Origin of the sequence: Phycicoccus sp. 3266 (assembly GCF_031456495.1) — a bacterium.
In the GTDB taxonomy this organism is placed as follows: Bacteria; Actinomycetota; Actinomycetes; order Actinomycetales; family Dermatophilaceae; genus Pedococcus.
In genome coordinates this window covers 612,424-628,496 of the sequence record NZ_JAVDUW010000001.1, presented here as the reverse complement: position 1 = coordinate 628,496, position 16,073 = coordinate 612,424, and the positions used below count along the sequence as shown (strand labels likewise).

The window sequence follows — 16,073 nt, the reverse complement described above, 5'->3', positions numbered from 1 at the left end:
CGTGGTCGGCGGGCCGCAGGGCTACCCGTCGAGCCGGTGACGTGCCGAACCTGCAGGCCGCCGAGTGGGATCGCGTCGAGCCGGCTACTCGTCGTCGTAGCGGGGGTCGAGCTCCTCGGGGTTCAGCCCGAACAGGGCCGCCACCTGCTCGACGACGACGTCCTGGACGACGGCCGTGAGCTCGCGCGAGCTCTCCGCCCGGTTCTCGACCGGGCGCCGGTAGACGACGACCCGGGCCGGCTGCCGTCCGTGCGCGGGGAAGGTGCGCCCCAACGGGACGCCGTCGCGCTCCCACGGCGCAGGGTCGGAGGGTGGGACGTCCTCGACGGCGAACTCGACGTCGCGGATCCGGGGCCCGACGCGGCCCTCGAGCCGGGCCGCGCTGTCGAGCACGAGGTCGTCGAACTGCTCGCGCCGCGTCGCCATCGCCGGCACCGCGGGCCACGCCAGGGGGCCCCTCAGGCCGCGGCCGCGGCGGTCGCGGGTGCGCCCGCGCCCCTGCCCGGACGCCCCTCGGGTCGAACTCACGCAGCCACCCTACGGCGTGCCGGGGCGGCGCTGTCGGAGCCGTGGCATACAGTCCTCGCGTGAGTCTGTCGAGAAGGTGCTCCCGCACCGCGTGCCCCAAGGCAGCCATCGCCACGCTCACCTACGTCTACGGCGACCAGACCGCGGTCGTCGGGCCCCTGGCCACCTACGCCGAGCCGCACACCTACGACCTGTGCGCCGACCACGCCGACCGGCTCACCGCCCCGCGCGGGTGGGAGATCGTGCGGCTGTCCGGCGAGTACGTCGAGCCCGAGCCCTCGCACGACGACCTGCTGGCCCTCGCCAACGCGGTCCGCGAGGCCGGCCGCCCCAAGCTCGGCGAGCCGCCGGCTCCCTCCCGCGTCGTCGGCCAGGCCGACGAGGGGTCCTCGGGCGCCGTCGAGACCAGCCGTCGCGGCCACCTGCGCGTCCTGCGGGACCTCTGAGCCTGCGACCGCCGTGCCCGGCGGCCCCGCTAGGGTCTGTGCCGTGCCCGTTCCCGTGCTGACCGACTTCGTCAAGGCCTACGACGTCCGTGGTGTCGTCCCCGAGCAGCTCAACGTCGACGTGGCGTGGGCGATCGGTGCGGCCTTCGCCCGGCTCGTCGCCGCGGACGGGGCCACCGGCGTCGTCATCGGTCACGACATGCGGCCCTCCTCGCCCGAGCTGTCGCGCGCGTTCGCGGACGGCGTGACGGCGCACGGCCTGGACGCGACGCTGATCGGCCTGTGCAGCACCGACGGCCTGTACTACGCGAGCGGTGCGCTCGACCTGCCCGGCGCCATGTTCACCGCCTCGCACAACCCGGCCCGGTACAACGGCATCAAGCTGTGCCGCGCCGGCGCCCGACCCGTCGGCCAGGACTCCGGCCTGGCCACCGTGCGCGACACCGCGCAGGCGCTGCTGGACTCCGGGACCTCCGCGGGACCGACGGACGTCGAGCCGGGGACGCTGCACGAGCGCGACGTCCTCGCCGACTACGCCGCGTTCCTGCGCGGCCTCGTCGACCTGTCCGGCGGACGCCCGCTCAAGGTCGTCGTCGACGCGGGCAACGGCATGGGCGGCCACACCGTCCCGGCGGTCCTCGGCACCGGCGCCGGCCTGCCCGAGCTGCCGCTGGACGTCGTCCCGCTCTACTTCGAGCTGGACGGCACCTTCCCCAACCACGAGGCCAACCCGCTCGAGCCCGAGAACCTGCGCGACCTCCAGGCGGCCGTCGTCCGCGAGGGGGCCGACATCGGGCTGGCCTTCGACGGCGACGCCGACCGGTGCTTCGTCGTCGACGAGCGCGGGGAGCCCGTCAGCCCGAGCGCCGTGACGGCCCTGGTCGCCTCCCGCGAGGTCGCCCGCGAGGTCGCCGCCGGGCGCGACGCGGCCGAGGTCGGCATCGTCTACAACGTCATCTCCTCGGCCGCCGTCCCCGAGATCATCGGCGAGCAGGGCGCCCGCGGCATCCGCACCCGCGTGGGCCACTCGTTCATCAAGGCCGAGATGGCGCGCGAGGACGCGGTGTTCGGCGGGGAGCACAGCGCGCACTACTACTTCCGCGACTTCTGGTTCGCCGACACCGGGATGCTCGCGGCCATGCACGTCCTCGCCGCCCTCGGCGAGCAGGACGAGCCGCTCAGCCGGCTCACCGCGGCATACAGCCGGTATGCCGCGTCCGGCGAGATCAACTCGACGGTCACCGACGCGGGTGCCGCGACGGGCCGCGTGCGCGAGTGGGCGGCCGGGCAGGGTGCCGAGTTCGACGAGCTGGACGGCCTCACGGCGACCCACGCGGGTGGCAACGGCGACCCGATGTGGTGGCTCAACCTCCGCGCCTCGAACACCGAGCCGCTGCTGCGGCTCAACGTCGAGGCGGCGGATGCAGACACGATGGCACGGGTGCGGGACGATGTCCTCGCCCTGGTGAGAGGAGAACAGTGATGGCGCACGACACGGGGGCGACCGCCTCCATCGAGCCGTGGCTGCGCGAGATCCTGCGCTGCCCCGCCTGCCGGTCCGAGCTGGCCGACGCGCAGGGTGAGACCGGCGCCGAGCTGCACTGCACCAACACCTCGTGCGGCCTGCAGTACCGCATCGACGAGGGCGTCCCGGTGCTCCTGGTCGACGAAGCCCGCAAGCCCGCCTGAGCCGAGGGCGACATGGCGCCGTTCCTCGACGAGGCTCGCATGGACAGCGAGGAGGCGGTCGCCGCCCTCGACTCACGGCAGACCCTGCGCGGGCTCGCGACGGCCGGCGCCCAGGTGCGCGAGGCGGTGGCGCTCGCCACGGAGGGCGGTATCGACCGCGTCGCCGGGGGAGAGCGGCCGAGGTCGGTGCTCGTGGCGTCGCTGGGTGGTTCCGCGGTGGTGTGCGACGTGCTCGACCTGCTGGCCGAGCCGGGGTCGCCGGTGCCGGTGTCGACCCGGCGCAACGTGCCGCTGCCCGGGTGGGTGGGGCCGCTCGACCTCGTCATCGCGGTGTCGCTGTCCGGGCGGGCGGCGGGTCCGCTGGCGCTGGCGGCGGAGGCCGCCCGGCGCGGTGCCGCACTGCTGACGGTGGGGGCCTCGGACTCGCCGCTCGCGGACGTCTGCGCGCGGGCGCGCGGGGTGCACATCGACATCGGCCGGGAGCGGGCGTCGTCGCGCACGGCCCTGTGGTCGCTGCTCGCGCCGGTGCTGCTGGGCGCAGGGCGGCTGGGGCTCGTCCACGTCGACGAGCGCGTGCTGTACGACACCGCGGACCGGCTCGACGAGGTGGCCGAGGCCTGCCGGCCGTCGTCGGAGTCGTTCGTCAACCCGGCCAAGGTGCTGGCCACCGACCTCGCCGACGGCGTGCCCGTGATCCTCGGCGACGGGCCGCTGGCCGGTGTCGCCGCCCTGCGCGCCGCCTCGATGCTGGCGCGGACGGCTCGTGTGCCCGCGACGACGGGTGAGCTCCCGGACGACGCGGCCCAGGTGGTCTCGTGCCTCGACGGCCCGTTCACGACGGCCTTCTCCGGGGTGGGCGGACCCAGCGGCTCCGGTGGCCTGAGCGGGTCCGGTGGGTCCGGCGGGCCAGGTCGAGGGTCGGGTGAGGTGGACATCTTCGCGGACCCCTACCTCGACGGCCCGGCCCCACCCCGGCTGTCGCTGCTCATGCTGCGCGACGCGCCGGTCGAGCCGCCGACGCGGGAGTCGGACGAGGCGTTGCGGCTGGCCGACACCGTGGCCGACGCTGCCCGGGAGGCCGGGGCGCGCGTGACCGAGGTCGTGGCCCAGCCGGGGGAGCCGGTGACGAGGCTGGCCGGGCTGATGGCCACGACCGACTTCGCGTCCACTTACCTTGCTCTGGGGCTGGGGCTCGACCCCGGCGTCTCCCCGCACGTCGCCGACCTCGCCGACCGCACCGGCCGGGGCTGACGCGCCTGAGTGGCTGATCCGCGCCCCGGGGCTGGCGCGCGAACGGCAGAGCTGACAGGCGCCCCGGGCCGAGCGGGGAAGGACAGGGGCCCCGGGCCGAGCGGGGAAGCCAGAGCGCGCCCGGGAGGGCCAGTGGTCAGAGGGACAGCTGCAGGACCTCGGCCGTGGGCAGGGCGGCGAGCTCGGTGGCGGCCACGAGCAGCTTGCTCGCGCGGATGCCGCTGCCGATGACGACCGTCCCGGCGGCCATGACTCCCTCGTCGACCAGGACCGGCCAGTCGCCGGGCAGACCGACCGGCGTGATGCCGCCGTACTCCATCTCGGTCAGCGCCACCGCCTCGTCCATCGGCGCGAAGCTGATCTTCCGCACGTCGAGGTGACGCCGGACGACCCCGTTGATGTCGGCCCGGTCCGTGGCCAGCACCAGGACCGCGGCCCGCCGGACCTCGCCGCCGCGCTTGCCGGCCACCACGACGCAGTTGGCCGAGTGCGCCGGGTCGCTGTCGTACGCCTCGCAGAAGGCGGCCGTGTCCGCCAGCGTCGGGTCGATCGGCGCGACGCGGGCGGAGGGGGCGTGGCCCAGGGCGGCGGCGACGGGCGGTGCGAGGAGGTGCGGGTGCTCGGTGGCGGGCGCCCAGGAGAGGGTGCCTTCGGGGGTGGCCATGCTGTGCAGGCTACCGAGGCGTCCCCGGCTCGAGCAGCACGTACCCGGCGTCCTCGCCCAGGACCTGCCAGCCCCGGGAGCGCAGGGCGTCCACGACGGGAAGGCCCTTCTCCAGGATGGCCGCGCGGGGGGCGAAGTGGTCGAGGTCCTGCTCCCACCCGGGTCGGGCGGCCATGACGTCGAGGTAGGAGCGCACGAGGACGGGACCGTAGAGCTCGGCCCTCGTGTCCGCCGTGTGCACGAGCCCGGGGTGGCTGTACATGAGCCAGCCGCCCAGCAGGTCCGTGTTGTAGACGACGGTCCCGGCAGGCATCGCCCGCAGGCGTGGGTCGAAGGCGTGGGGCACGCCGGCGGGAGTGCTGGGCCCGGCTGCGGCCAGCAGGCCGGACAGGGCGACCGCCGCCAGGATGGACGCCCCCACGACGACGCGCTCGCCACGCTCCACCCGGTTGCGCTCCCGGCCGAGGAGGGTGGCGAGGGCCTCGGCCGCGAGGGGCGCCGCGATGATGGCCCCCACGGCGACCGTGCGCATGCTGCTCGCGCCCCACGCCACCGCCAGGAGCCACAGGACGACGCGGGTCCAGGCGACCTGCCGCCGCCGCAGGACCCACACGAGGGGCACGAGCAGCAGCAGGGCCGCAGTCACCAGCACGGAGGGGGTGGGAGTCGTGGGGACTCGCCACTCCTGGATGTACGGGCTCACCGCCCGCACCGCCGAGAACGAGGTGAGCAGGCTCGGCCCGACGGGCGTCACCAGGGCCACGAGCCCGGACGCGACGGGGACCGCGGCCAGCCGAAGGAGCTGCCCGTCGCGAAGCCGCACCCGTCGGTCGAGGAGCAGGCCCACGACCACTGCAACGCCGACCGTGACCCCGACGACCCACGTCCCGTGGGAGCACGCCCAGAGGTAGGCGACGGGGACGAGCCACCAGCGTGGCCGCAGGTCGGACGCGGTGCGCAGCCAGGCGTCGACCGTCAGCACCAAGAGGGCGAAGCCCACGAGCTGGGGGCGCGGACTGAGGCTGTCCGCGGTGCCGAGGACGGCAGCCCCGGCGACGAACGCCGCCGGGAGGCTGCCGGCCCGACGGCGGCACGCGGCATACAGCAGGACGCACACGGCGAGCCGCGCGAGCTGGGCCAACCAGGCGACGGCGGCCAGGCCACCGACGCGGTCGGCGCCGGCCATGACGAGCTCGGGCAGCCACTGGTTGAGCACCCAGGGGCCCCTCGTGAACATCGAGTACGGGTCGGGCCCGTGGAACTGCCAGGTGTCCCACAGGTGGCGTCCGGCCAGCACGTGCCAAGGCGTGTCCGGGTCGGTGATGCCGGTGCCGGCGTTGCGCGACAGGCCCAGCAGCAGCAACCCGAACGCGACCACCGGTCCGAGCACGAGCAGTGCGGGCGGCCGGCTCGGGGCGGCCCGACTGCGAGCGGGGTCTGTCGCGCCCTTCACCTCGGTCATGCCGGCAGCCGAGGGCCCATCGAGCGGCATCGAGCTTGATGGGCGCATCCGGGCAGTATGGAGCGGTTGGCGGTCGGAGTCCTCACGACTGCGAGAGGTGGGTCCGAAGGGACGACCCCGCTCACGCAGTGGCCGCCCGGCGGCGCCGCACGGAGTGCACGGCGTGGGCGGCTGCCACGACAAGCGCACCGACCGCCAGGCCGAGGATGGCCGAGCCCACGGTGTTGGTGACCCAGCCGAGCACGCCGCCGAGGGGACCGGTGGCGTCGTGGACGGCTTCCTCCGCGTAGTGCACCCAGGAGTACGGGGCGTGGAGCCCGAGGTCGTCGAGACCGACGAGGAGGATGTGACCCCCGACCCAGATCATCGCGGCGACGCCCACCACGGACAGGGTCGACAGCAGGCGGGGCATGCCGTGGACGAGTCCCCGCCCCAGGGACCGGGTCGCGCCGGACCCCGTCTCCGACAGGTGGAGGCCGACGTCGTCCATCTTCACGATGAGGGCGACCACGCCGTAGACGAGGAGCGTGATGAGCAGCGCGACGATGACGAGGATGACCGCGCGGCTGAGGAGGGGCTCGCTCGCCACCTCGTTGAGCGAGATCACCATGATCTCGGCGCTGAGGATGAAGTCGGTCCGGATGGCGCTGCGGGTGATCTCGTCCTCGTCGGCCGCGGCGCCGTCGTCGCCCGAGGCGCCCTCGCCGCCGTGCCCGCTGAGGCGCTCCCAGATCTTCTCGGCGCCTTCGAAGCACAGGTAGGTGCCACCGAGCATGAGCAGCGGTGTGAGGGCGACGGGCAGGAACTGGCTCAACAGCAGGGCCGCCGGCAGGATGAGCAGGATCTTGTTGCGGAGGGAGCCGACCGCGATCTTGCGGATGATGGGCAGCTCGCGCGCGGGTTCGATGCCCTCGACGTAGCGCGGCGTGACGGCTGTGTCGTCGACGATCACGCCGGTCGCCTTGACGCTGGCGCGCCCGGCGGCGGCCCCGACGTCGTCGATCGACGCAGCGGCCGCCTTGGCCAGGACGGCCACGTCGTCGAGCAGGGCGAACAGTCCACCGGCCATCAGCAGGCCACCGTGGCGGACTCGTCCCGGGTGCGGACCAGGATGAGTGCAGGGGTCACCCGGTCAGCCTAGTTGGTGGCCGCCGGGGTCACCGGCGCTCGACCGGTGTCAGGACGGACCGGGTGCGCCGACGTTCTCCTCGTCGTCGTCGTCCTCGTCGCCGGGTGCGACCCGCTCCTCCTGGCTGTTGGGCACGGGCTCCCCGCCGGGGTTCACCTGGTAGTCGCCCTTGACCTTGTCCCAGGCCTCGAGCTTCTCCTCGTCGACGTCCAGCTCCACCCGCTCCGGCTGGTCCCCCCGCTCGGACTGGGGCTGCTCGACCTCGGCATCGGCGATCTCGCTCGGGACGCCGCTGCTCGGCTCACTCATCGCTGCTCCTGTGCTGGTTGTCGGAAGGGCGGCCGGAGCGGCCCGGACGACTCCCTGTCTACCCGTGCCGCGTGCCGGTCGCGAGCCGAGGAGCGTGTGACGCAGGGTCCCGGTTCGTCGCGTCCCCGGTTCACCGGGCGTCGTTCCCGGCCATTGCTCGCGGTGCCAGGTCCGAGCCGGCAGGCCCCGTCCTCGCCTCGGCCGAACGGACGATGTGGTGGGCGAGATTGGCCAGAGATGTCTGACTTCTCTGGGCGGCGCCGCCCCGGCCCACCAGACTGCCCGCGGCGGACCTGCAGGGGACGGTCTGCGCCTCGACCTGAAGGAAGACCAGATGCACTCACGACTCGTCACCGCGGCTGCGCTCGCGGGCGTCCTGCTGGCCGGGGGACTGGCCGCAGCACCGTCCGCCTCCGCGGCTCCGCCGGCTCCGGTACTCACGTCCGTGGCGGGGGGTGCATCGAACCCCGTGCTGTCGTGGGCTGCGTCCACCGGCGCGGTCAAGTACTCCGTCGACGTGGCCAGCCAGTCGGACTTCGCGTCGGGGACCGTCCGGTACAGCATCACGACGGGCAACACGGCGGCGACGCCGCCGAACGACCTGGCACTGGGCACCTACTGGTGGCGCGTGCGCGCGCAGGACAGCGCCGGAGCCTGGGGCTCGTATGCCGTGGGCAGCTTCGCCAAGACGGCGAGCACCGTCCCCGCCCTCGCGACCCCCGCCGACGGCCAGGTGCTGAACTACCCGGACAACCCCCTCGTCCTGTCGTGGGCGGCGCTTCCCGGCGCGAAGACCTACGAGGTCCAGGTCGACGACGACGCCGCCTTCGTCGGCGCACCGGCCCCGGTGTCGACCACGAACACCGCGTACACGCCCGACAACCCCTCGTTCAACACGGACGTGTTCTGGCGCGTGCGGGCCAAGTCCGCCCAGGGCGTGGCCACCGACTGGTCGGCCGTGCGCTCCTACCGCATGACCTGGCCGACGACGCAGGTGCCGACGCTCGTCTCCCCGGCGGACCTCGCCAATGTCGAGGAGGTGACGCTCGACTGGGCGCCGCTCAAGGGTGCCAACTCCTACGAGCTCCAAATCAGCCCCGACCAGTTCTTCAACAACCCCATCGGTGGGACTGAGACGGTGAACTCGACGTCCTTCTCGCCGAGCCCGACGCTGGCTGCCGGCTCGTACTACTGGCGCGTGCGTGGCCTGAGCGCCGTCCTGAACTCGGCACAGACCCCGGAGCCGAGCCAGTGGTCCGCGGTGCGCACCTTCACCCGGGCCTGGCCCTCGACCGGCTCGCTGCCGCGCGGCACCGACCCCGCCGCGAGCACGACCTCGAGCCAGGTCAAGGCCGCCTCGGGCCTCCCGCAGGTAACGCTCGTGTCGCCGGCCAACGGTGACTACTCCGGCCCCCGGGAGCCCACCTTCGTGTGGAACCCCCAGCGCGAGGCCTCGAACTACGAGATCCAGATCGGCAGCGACCCCAACTTCTCGCCGAGCACCTACAACTCGTGCGTCACCGACCACACGGTGTTCACCCCGTACAACAGCTACAAGCCGTTCACGCTCTCTGGGCAGGGTCCCTCCTGCAATCCAGTCGGCCCCAACAAACCTAGCCCCGGGGCGGTGAGGTACTGGCGTGTCCGGGCGCTCGACGGTCCGGCCACCAACCCCGTCGTGTACGGCGCGTGGAGCGACACCCGCAGCATGCAGTACAACCCCAGCGCCCTCGTCCAGAGCAGCAACACCAGTGACACCGCCCCGGTCCTGAGCTGGACGCCGGTGCCGAACATCAGCCGGTACAAGGTCACCATCGCTCCCGCCTCGGGCAACACGAACACCAAGTGCACGGTGGTGACGGCGTTCACCTACAACACGTCCTACGTCCCGGAAGGGCTGGACCCCGCCTGCTCCGGGCAGCTGGCGTGGACCGTCCAGACGGCCGAGTCGGACAACGACCTGGGCAAACTGGCCTACCAGCCGTCGTGGCCCACGTTCTACCTCGTGACGCCCACCCCCCAGTCCTCCATGGGCACGGTCCGCACCATACCGAGCGATGGCCTGAAGCCGCCGACGATGCTGTGGGACGGGCTCACCAACGCCACGAAGTACAAGATCTGGTACTCCCTCGCGGGCGCCAACTCCTACTCCCTCGCTGGCATGTCGACGCTGCCCGGCAACGCGTACACCGGCACGGTGTCCGGCGGTGGCTGGCCGGCGACCCTGGCGGCAGGGAACTACACGTTCTACGTCGAGGCCTACGACAAGAGCTCGGTCCTCATCGGGAACACCCAGATCGGGTCCTTCTCGATCGCCAGCACCTGGCCGTCCGTGACTCTGAACGGTCCCTGCGTGGGCGTCGGGAACTGTGAGCTGGCTGACACCCCCACGTTCTCGTGGACGCCGGTGCCCGGGATCGGGATCTACCACGTGTACGTCGCCACCGACCCGAACTTCACCAACACGGTGTGGGACTGGGGAACGAACTTCTCCACGGTGACGCCGATCATGTCCCTGCCGGACTCCCAGGCCGGGCAGGCCTACTACTGGTACGTCCGGCCGTGCACCACGGACACGTCGTGCGCGCCGTTCGACTCCAGCGTCTTCGGCCGGGCCGGCAGCTTCCGCAAGGTGTCCAAGCCCGTGGAGGCCCTCTCGCCGACCGCGCAGTCAGCTGCCCCGGCCGACGAGGTCACCTTCACCTGGCGGGACTATCTCGCGACCAACTACGCGGACACGGTGCAGCGCACCAACACCTCCGACCAGTACAACCAGAAGGTCAACCAGGAGGCCGCGTCCTACCAGGTGCAGGTCTCGACCACCGCAGAGTTCACGAACATCATCGAGACCAGCCCCCTGGTGGACCAGACGACGTACACGCCGCAGACCGTCACCTATCCGGACGGGCCGCTCTACTGGCGGGTGCGTGCGTTCGACAAGACGGGTAACCCGCTGACGTACAGCTGTGCGCCGGTGGCGACCTCGTCCCAGCCCGCGTGCTCCACCTTCGGGTTCCAGAAGAAGTCGGCCGCGCCGACGCTGGACAAGCCCACTGCCGGCGCGACGGTCCCGAGCGCCCCTGCCCTGCAGTGGCTGCCGATGCCGTACGCCAAGTCCTACGACGTGGAGGTCTACACCGGCAGCTCGGTGAACCCGGCCAGCCGGGTGGTCGCCCTCTCCACCAAGGGGACGTCGGTGATCGCGCGCACGCCGTTGGCCAAGGGGACGTACGGCTGGCGCGTGCGCCGGGTCGACGCCCGCGGCATCGCCGGCAGCTGGACCAGCGAGTTCGCCCTGCGCACGTTCGTCGTGTCGGGCAACCCGGTCACCCTCTACCTGCCCGGCAACGGGGCGACGACGCCCGACAACCGGGTCGTCCTCCAGTGGCTCCCCGTGGCGGGTGCCTCGCGGTACAAGGTCGAGGCCAGCGTGGACTCGGGCTTCGGGACGCTGCTGGAGTCCATGACGACCGACATGACGTCCTGGGCCCCGAGCCTGGTCGGGCCGAAGTGGCCGACCGGTCGCATCTACTGGCGCGTCACCTCACTCGACGCCAACAACTCCGCGCTCGCCACCTCGGCCACGTGGTCGCTGGTGCGCGGGTCCGGCACCACGCCTCCGCCTCCCACGGGAGGGACCGGCGGGATCGTCCGGTACGCCGGCAGCGACCGCTACGGCACGGCCGTCGCGGTGTCCAAGGCGACGTTCCCCAGTGGTGGGGTCCCTGTGGCCTACATCGCCACCGGCACCAACTTCGCCGACGCACTGTCCGGCGGCCCGGCGGCCAGCCGTCAGGGTGGTCCCGTCCTCCTGGTCACCCCGACGGCCATCCCGAGCGCGGTGGGCACCGAGCTGTCCCGGCTCAAGCCGGCCAAGATCGTCATCCTGGGTGGCACGGGCGCGGTCTCCGCGGGGGTTGCCACGAAGCTCGACGCCTTCACCACGGGTCCGGTCGTCCGGCTCGCCGGGTCGAACCGCTTCGACACCGCCGGCAAGGTCGCGCGCTACGCCTTCGGCACCTCGAGCAAGGCGTACGTCGCCAGCGGTGAGAACTACCCTGACGCGCTGGCCGGCGCCGTCGCGGCCGCGGTCAAGGGTCAGCCGCTGCTCCTCGTGACGCAGAAGGCGGTCCCCGCGCCGACCAGCACCACGCTCCAGGCGATGGGGGTCACCTCGACCACCGTCCTCGGTGGCACCGGTGCGGTCAGCGACGCCGTGATGCGCAGCGTGAAGGGGACCGTGCGGCTCTCCGGCAGCGACCGGTACGCGACCGCCGCGGCGATCTCCAGGGCGACGTTCGCCACGGCTGCGGGGGTCTTCCTCGCCACCGGGCGCAACTTCCCCGACGCCCTGTCGGGCACGCCTGGCGCGGCTGCGAAGAAGGCACCGCTGCTGCTCGCCAACGGTGGCTGCCTCACCGCTGCGACCGCCGCGGAGATCAAGCGGCTCGGCGCGAAGACGGTCTACGTCCTCGGCGGCACCGGGGCGGTCCCGCAGTCGGCGGCCCAGCAGACGATCTGCTGACAGAGCAGTACCGGAGGGGGTGGTGCGCCGAGGGGCGCACCACCCCCTCCGTGCGTCGCGCAGCGGCTGCCGGTCCGTGCCGTCAGGTGCGTTGCCGGCGTGTGGGCCGCGGGTGCTCCGCGTCCCCCTCCGGGCTGTGGTGGGCCGCGGGGACGGCGGGCCCCAGGAGCTGGGGGATGGCGGCGAGGAGGGCGAACGAGCCCATGCCCACCACAGGGGTGCTGAGCAGCATGACCGGGGCGAGCACCCACGGCCGGTTCCTCCTGGCCCCCCACACGAGCACCGCCAGCGCCGCCGGGAGCCGCACCCACAGGGGTGGCACGAACCCGAGGCTGGCGGCACCGGTGTCACCGCCGTGCTCGGTGAGGAAGGCGACCCACTGCCGCCACAGCTCCGGTGTCATGGCGACCGACAGCGCGGTCACCGCGACCAGTGCCCCGCCGAAGGCCCAGAACCGCCGCCACTCGCCGCGCAGGAGGAACCAGAGCGGGCCCGGAGTGGGAAGCACCTTGGTCAGTGCGGGCAGCACCCAGGGGTACCCGCGTCGCACACCGACGACGGCGACGACGGCGAGGAGCCAGTAGATGTTGCCGGAGAGGATCTCGGGCGTGAACGCGAACCACAGGGGGATGCCGACAGACCGGCGCAGCGGGCGCAGGAGCCACGCGGTGCCCAGCGCGGCCGCGGCGACGAACAGTCCGCAGAACACCGGCCAGGGGAGCTGGACCAGCGGCCAGATGGCCTGGGCGAAGGCGGGGCTGTAGTTGTACGCATCGACCCTCCCGGGCGGGATGTCGTACAGCGAACCCGGCCAGGCCAGGAAGTAGGCGTGGGCGTCCCAGCCCAGGCCGTGGCGCAGAGCGCCACGCACGGCGACGTAGGTGTCAGCCGCACCGACGACGACGGCGAGGTCTCGCGGCAACCGGTCACGTACGGACACCGTCCCCATGGCGCGCACCGTAGCGGAACCGGTGGCCCGATCGGGCGCCCCGCGCCCCGGGGCGTGACCAGGGCTGGGCGCCGAGCGCCCGCAGCGGCCCGTTGGGTTGGGGCCCTCGAGGCCTGCTCCGGTAGAGTGGGAGGTCGCCGGCGCGGGTGATACCCCGCTCTCGTGAACGCCCAGATGGGCTGCGCCGGGTCCGCACATCGTGAAGTCAACAACAGGAGATGTCTCATGCCTTTTGACTACAAGGTTGCCGACCTGGGCCTCGCCGAGGCCGGCCGTCACCAGATCCGCCTGGCCGAGCACGAGATGCCCGGCCTGATGGCGCTGCGCGAGGAGTTCGGCGAGAGCCAGCCCCTCAAGGGCGCCAAGATCGCTGGCTCGCTGCACATGACCGTGCAGACCGCCGTCCTCATCGAGACGCTCACCGCGCTCGGTGCCGAGGTCCGCTGGGCCTCGTGCAACATCTACTCCACCCAGGACGAGGCCGCTGCTGCCGTCGTCGTGGGGCTGCACGGTTCTCCCGAGGACCCCCAGGGCGTCCCGGTCTTCGCCTGGAAGGGCGAGACCCTCGAGGAGTACTGGGACTGCACGGAGCAGATCCTCACCTGGCCCGGTAGCGAGGGTCCGAACATGATCCTCGACGACGGCGGCGACGCGACCATGCTGGTCCACAAGGGCCGTGACTGGGAGGCCGCCGGCCAGGTCCCGGCGACCGACGAGCAGGACTCCGAGGAGTTCGGCGTCTTCAAGGCGCTCGTCCGCCGCACCATCGCCGAGGACCCGAAGAAGTGGACCACGGTCGCGGCTGGCATCAAGGGCGTCACCGAGGAGACCACGACCGGCGTGCACCGCCTGTACGAGCTCGCCCAGACCGGCGACCTGCTCTTCCCGGCGATCAACGTCAACGACTCGGTCACCAAGTCCAAGTTCGACAACAAGTACGGCTGCCGCCACAGCGTCATCGACGGCCTCAACCGTGCGACCGACGTCCTCATCGGCGGCAAGGTCGCCGTCGTCGCCGGCTTCGGTGACGTGGGCAAGGGCGTCGCCTCGGCGCTGGCCGGGCAGGGTGCTCGCGTCGTCGTCACCGAGATCGACCCCATCTGCGCGCTGCAGGCCGCGATGGAGGGCTACCAGGTGGCCCGCCTCGAGGACGTCCTCGACATCGCCGACATCTACGTGACCACGACCGGCAACTTCAACATCATCACTGCCGAGCACATGCAGAAGATGAAGAACAAGGCGATCGTGTCCAACATCGGCCACTTCGACAACGAGATCGACATGGCCGGCCTGGCCCGCATCCCGGGCGTGACCAAGACGCAGATCAAGCCGCAGGTCCACGAGTGGACCTTCACCAACGGCAACTCGATCATCGTCCTGTCCGAGGGTCGCCTCATGAACCTCGGCAACGCCACCGGCCACCCGAGCTTCGTCATGTCGAACTCCTTCGCGAACCAGACGATCGCCCAGATCGAGCTGTTCACCAAGAACGACGAGTACGACAAGCAGGTCTACGTGCTCCCGAAGCACCTGGACGAGAAGGTCGCCCGCCTGCACCTCGACGCCCTCGGCGCCAAGCTCACCGAGCTCACCAAGGAGCAGGCCGAGTACATCGGCGTCGACGTCGCCGGCCCGTACAAGCCGGAGCACTACCGCTACTGAGGCACCGCACGGCACCCCAGCACCACCCGGTATGCCGCCCGCTCACCGCCCACGCAGAGCGTGGGACCCAGAGCGGGCGGCATACCTGTCTGCGGCCGCTCCGCCGAACGGACGCATCCGGCTCGTCCGTCCGTCCGGGCGGCGGCGTGGGGCGCCGGTGGTCCGGGCCCCGTCCGGTTGACTGTCCCCAGCAGCAGGCACCGTCGAGGAAGGGCGCGCACCCCGTGAGCCACACCAGCCGGACAGCGCTGCGTGCTGCCCCCGGGTCGCGAGTGCTGCCCCGGACCGCGTGGTCCGTGGTCCTCGTCGGTGTCGTGGTCGCGCTGTTGCAGCGCTGGACCACCCTCGGACCGTGGCACCCCCTGGACCTCGACGTCTACGTCGCCGGTGGTCGGGCGGTGCTCGACGGGTCGGACCTCTACGGGGTGGTCGTGCGCAACGGTGTCGACGGGATCCTCCGCTTCACCTACCCGCCCTTCGCGGCCCTGCTGTTCGTACCCCTTGCGGTGCTGGGGCCCGCCGCAGACGTGGCGTTCACCCTGGTCTCGTCCCTCGCCTACCTCGTGGTCGTCCTGGTGAGCGCCCGTGCGGCGCGCCTCGGCCGTCTCCAGGCCTTGGTCGTCCTGGTCCTCGGCCTGGCGCTCGAACCGGTCCAGCGGACCCTGCTCTTCGGCCAGGTCAACCTCGTGCTGCTGGCGCTCGTGCTGGTCGACGCCTTCGAGGTCCGCGGGAGGTGGCGAGGGGTGCTCGTCGGGGTCGCGGCCGGCATCAAGCTCACGCCCGCTGTGCTCATCGTCTGGTTCCTGCTCCGGCGTGAGTACCGCGCAGCCGCGACGGCTGTGGTGACCTCCGCCGCGACGGTCGCCCTCGCCTGGGTCCTGCTGCCCCGGGACTCCTCCACCTTCTGGTTCCACGCCCTCGGCGCCAAGGACCGGTTCGGCCCGGAGGTGCGACTGTGGGGCAACCAGGCCATCGGGGCCGTGGTGGACCGGGCCACCCAGCTCCACGGGCTGCCTCCACTGGCGGTCACGGCGGCCACCGTCGTGCTCTCGGCCCTCGCCGCCGGCCTCGCGCTGCTTGCCGCCCGCCGTGCCCACCGCGCGGCCAACGACCTCGCAGCGCTGGTCGCGGTGGCCCTCGGCGGCCTCCTGGTCGCACCGGTCACCTGGACCCATCACTACGTCTGGGTCGTCCCCGTCCTCGTCGTCCTCCTCACGGCCAGGGCGTGGCTGGTCGCGGGCGCCACAGCCGTCGTGTTCTTCCTGCCGCCCATGTGGGCCCTCGCGGGACGCGCCAACGACGCCCTGGGCTACAGCGTCCCGGAGGTGCTCCTGTCCGCTGCGTGGGCGCTCTGGGCGGTGGTGATCCTGGGGTGGGTCCTGCTCGCCCGGTCGGTGGACACGCGGCGCGGGGTCAGCGAGGGTGACCGCGTGCCCAGCACCCGTGTGTGAGAATTCTG

At 72.5% G+C, this 16,073-nt stretch carries 13 protein-coding genes; 7 read left to right on the top strand and 6 right to left on the bottom strand.

Translation table 11 applies throughout. The features are described 5' to 3' along the window. Positions 1–84: 84 nt before the first annotated feature. Entirely contained in the window at positions 85–528 is a 444-nt protein-coding gene (locus tag J2X64_RS03105) for a metallopeptidase family protein (protein ID WP_310149444.1), read from the bottom strand. 59 nt (positions 529–587) lie between these two features. On the opposite strand from J2X64_RS03105, the gene J2X64_RS03100 reads away from it, so the two are divergent. Genes J2X64_RS03100 through J2X64_RS03085 form a run of 4 tightly spaced genes read left to right on the top strand, consistent with a single transcriptional unit; the run spans position 588 to position 3,914 of the window. Next, positions 588–974 carry a DUF3499 domain-containing protein gene (locus J2X64_RS03100; RefSeq protein ID WP_310149442.1) on the top strand — a complete coding sequence of 129 codons (387 nt, stop codon included), beginning with the start codon at positions 588–590 and terminating at the stop codon, positions 972–974. A gap of 43 nt (positions 975–1,017) precedes the next feature. Beyond that, positions 1,018–2,457, top strand: coding sequence for a phosphomannomutase/phosphoglucomutase (locus J2X64_RS03095; RefSeq protein WP_310149439.1), 1,440 nt, complete (start codon positions 1,018–1,020; stop codon positions 2,455–2,457). Next, the gene (locus J2X64_RS03090) at positions 2,457–2,663 is read left to right on the top strand and encodes a Trm112 family protein (RefSeq protein WP_310149436.1); all 207 of its coding nucleotides are present in this window, start codon (positions 2,457–2,459) and stop codon (positions 2,661–2,663) included. Before J2X64_RS03095 ends, J2X64_RS03090 begins: the two co-directional genes overlap by 1 nt. A gap of 39 nt (positions 2,664–2,702) precedes the next feature. Next, positions 2,703–3,914 carry an SIS domain-containing protein gene (locus tag J2X64_RS03085; RefSeq protein ID WP_310149433.1) on the top strand — a complete coding sequence of 404 codons (1,212 nt, stop codon included), beginning with the start codon at positions 2,703–2,705 and terminating at the stop codon, positions 3,912–3,914. Positions 3,915–4,050: 136 nt separating this feature from the next. Here J2X64_RS03085 and J2X64_RS03080 read toward each other — a convergent pair whose 3' ends face one another. The 4 genes from J2X64_RS03080 to J2X64_RS03065 all read right to left on the bottom strand — a co-directional run bounded on the left by J2X64_RS03080 (position 4,051) and on the right by J2X64_RS03065 (position 7,478). Beyond that, on the bottom strand, positions 4,051–4,578 hold the full coding sequence (locus tag J2X64_RS03080) for a YbaK/EbsC family protein (protein WP_310149430.1): 528 nt from the start codon (positions 4,576–4,578) through the stop codon (positions 4,051–4,053). Between the two features lie 10 nt (positions 4,579–4,588). Then, positions 4,589–6,040, bottom strand: coding sequence for a hypothetical protein (locus J2X64_RS03075; RefSeq protein WP_310149427.1), 1,452 nt, complete (start codon positions 6,038–6,040; stop codon positions 4,589–4,591). A 121-nt stretch (positions 6,041–6,161) separates the two neighbouring features. Further along, complete coding sequence (locus tag J2X64_RS03070; protein WP_310149424.1) at positions 6,162–7,109, bottom strand: DUF808 domain-containing protein; 948 nt, start codon at positions 7,107–7,109, stop codon at positions 6,162–6,164. A gap of 108 nt (positions 7,110–7,217) precedes the next feature. Then, positions 7,218–7,478, bottom strand: a complete 261-nt coding sequence (locus J2X64_RS03065; protein ID WP_310149421.1) for a hypothetical protein — start codon at positions 7,476–7,478, stop codon at positions 7,218–7,220. Positions 7,479–7,812: 334 nt separating this feature from the next. Here J2X64_RS03065 and J2X64_RS03060 point away from each other — a divergent pair, with 334 nt between their 5' ends. Beyond that, positions 7,813–12,003: a cell wall-binding repeat-containing protein gene (locus J2X64_RS03060; protein WP_310149417.1), complete on the top strand. Its 4,191-nt coding sequence runs from the start codon at positions 7,813–7,815 to the stop codon at positions 12,001–12,003. A gap of 82 nt (positions 12,004–12,085) precedes the next feature. Here J2X64_RS03060 and J2X64_RS03055 read toward each other — a convergent pair whose 3' ends face one another. Next, entirely contained in the window at positions 12,086–12,952 is an 867-nt protein-coding gene (locus J2X64_RS03055; protein ID WP_310149414.1) for a glycosyltransferase family 87 protein, read from the bottom strand. 225 nt (positions 12,953–13,177) lie between these two features. On the opposite strand from J2X64_RS03055, the gene ahcY reads away from it, so the two are divergent. Next, positions 13,178–14,614, top strand: a complete 1,437-nt coding sequence (gene ahcY, locus J2X64_RS03050; RefSeq protein ID WP_310149412.1) for an adenosylhomocysteinase — start codon at positions 13,178–13,180, stop codon at positions 14,612–14,614. A 224-nt stretch (positions 14,615–14,838) separates the two neighbouring features. Next, positions 14,839–16,065, top strand: coding sequence for a glycosyltransferase 87 family protein (locus J2X64_RS03045; RefSeq protein WP_310149409.1), 1,227 nt, complete (start codon positions 14,839–14,841; stop codon positions 16,063–16,065). Positions 16,066–16,073: the final 8 nt, after the last annotated feature.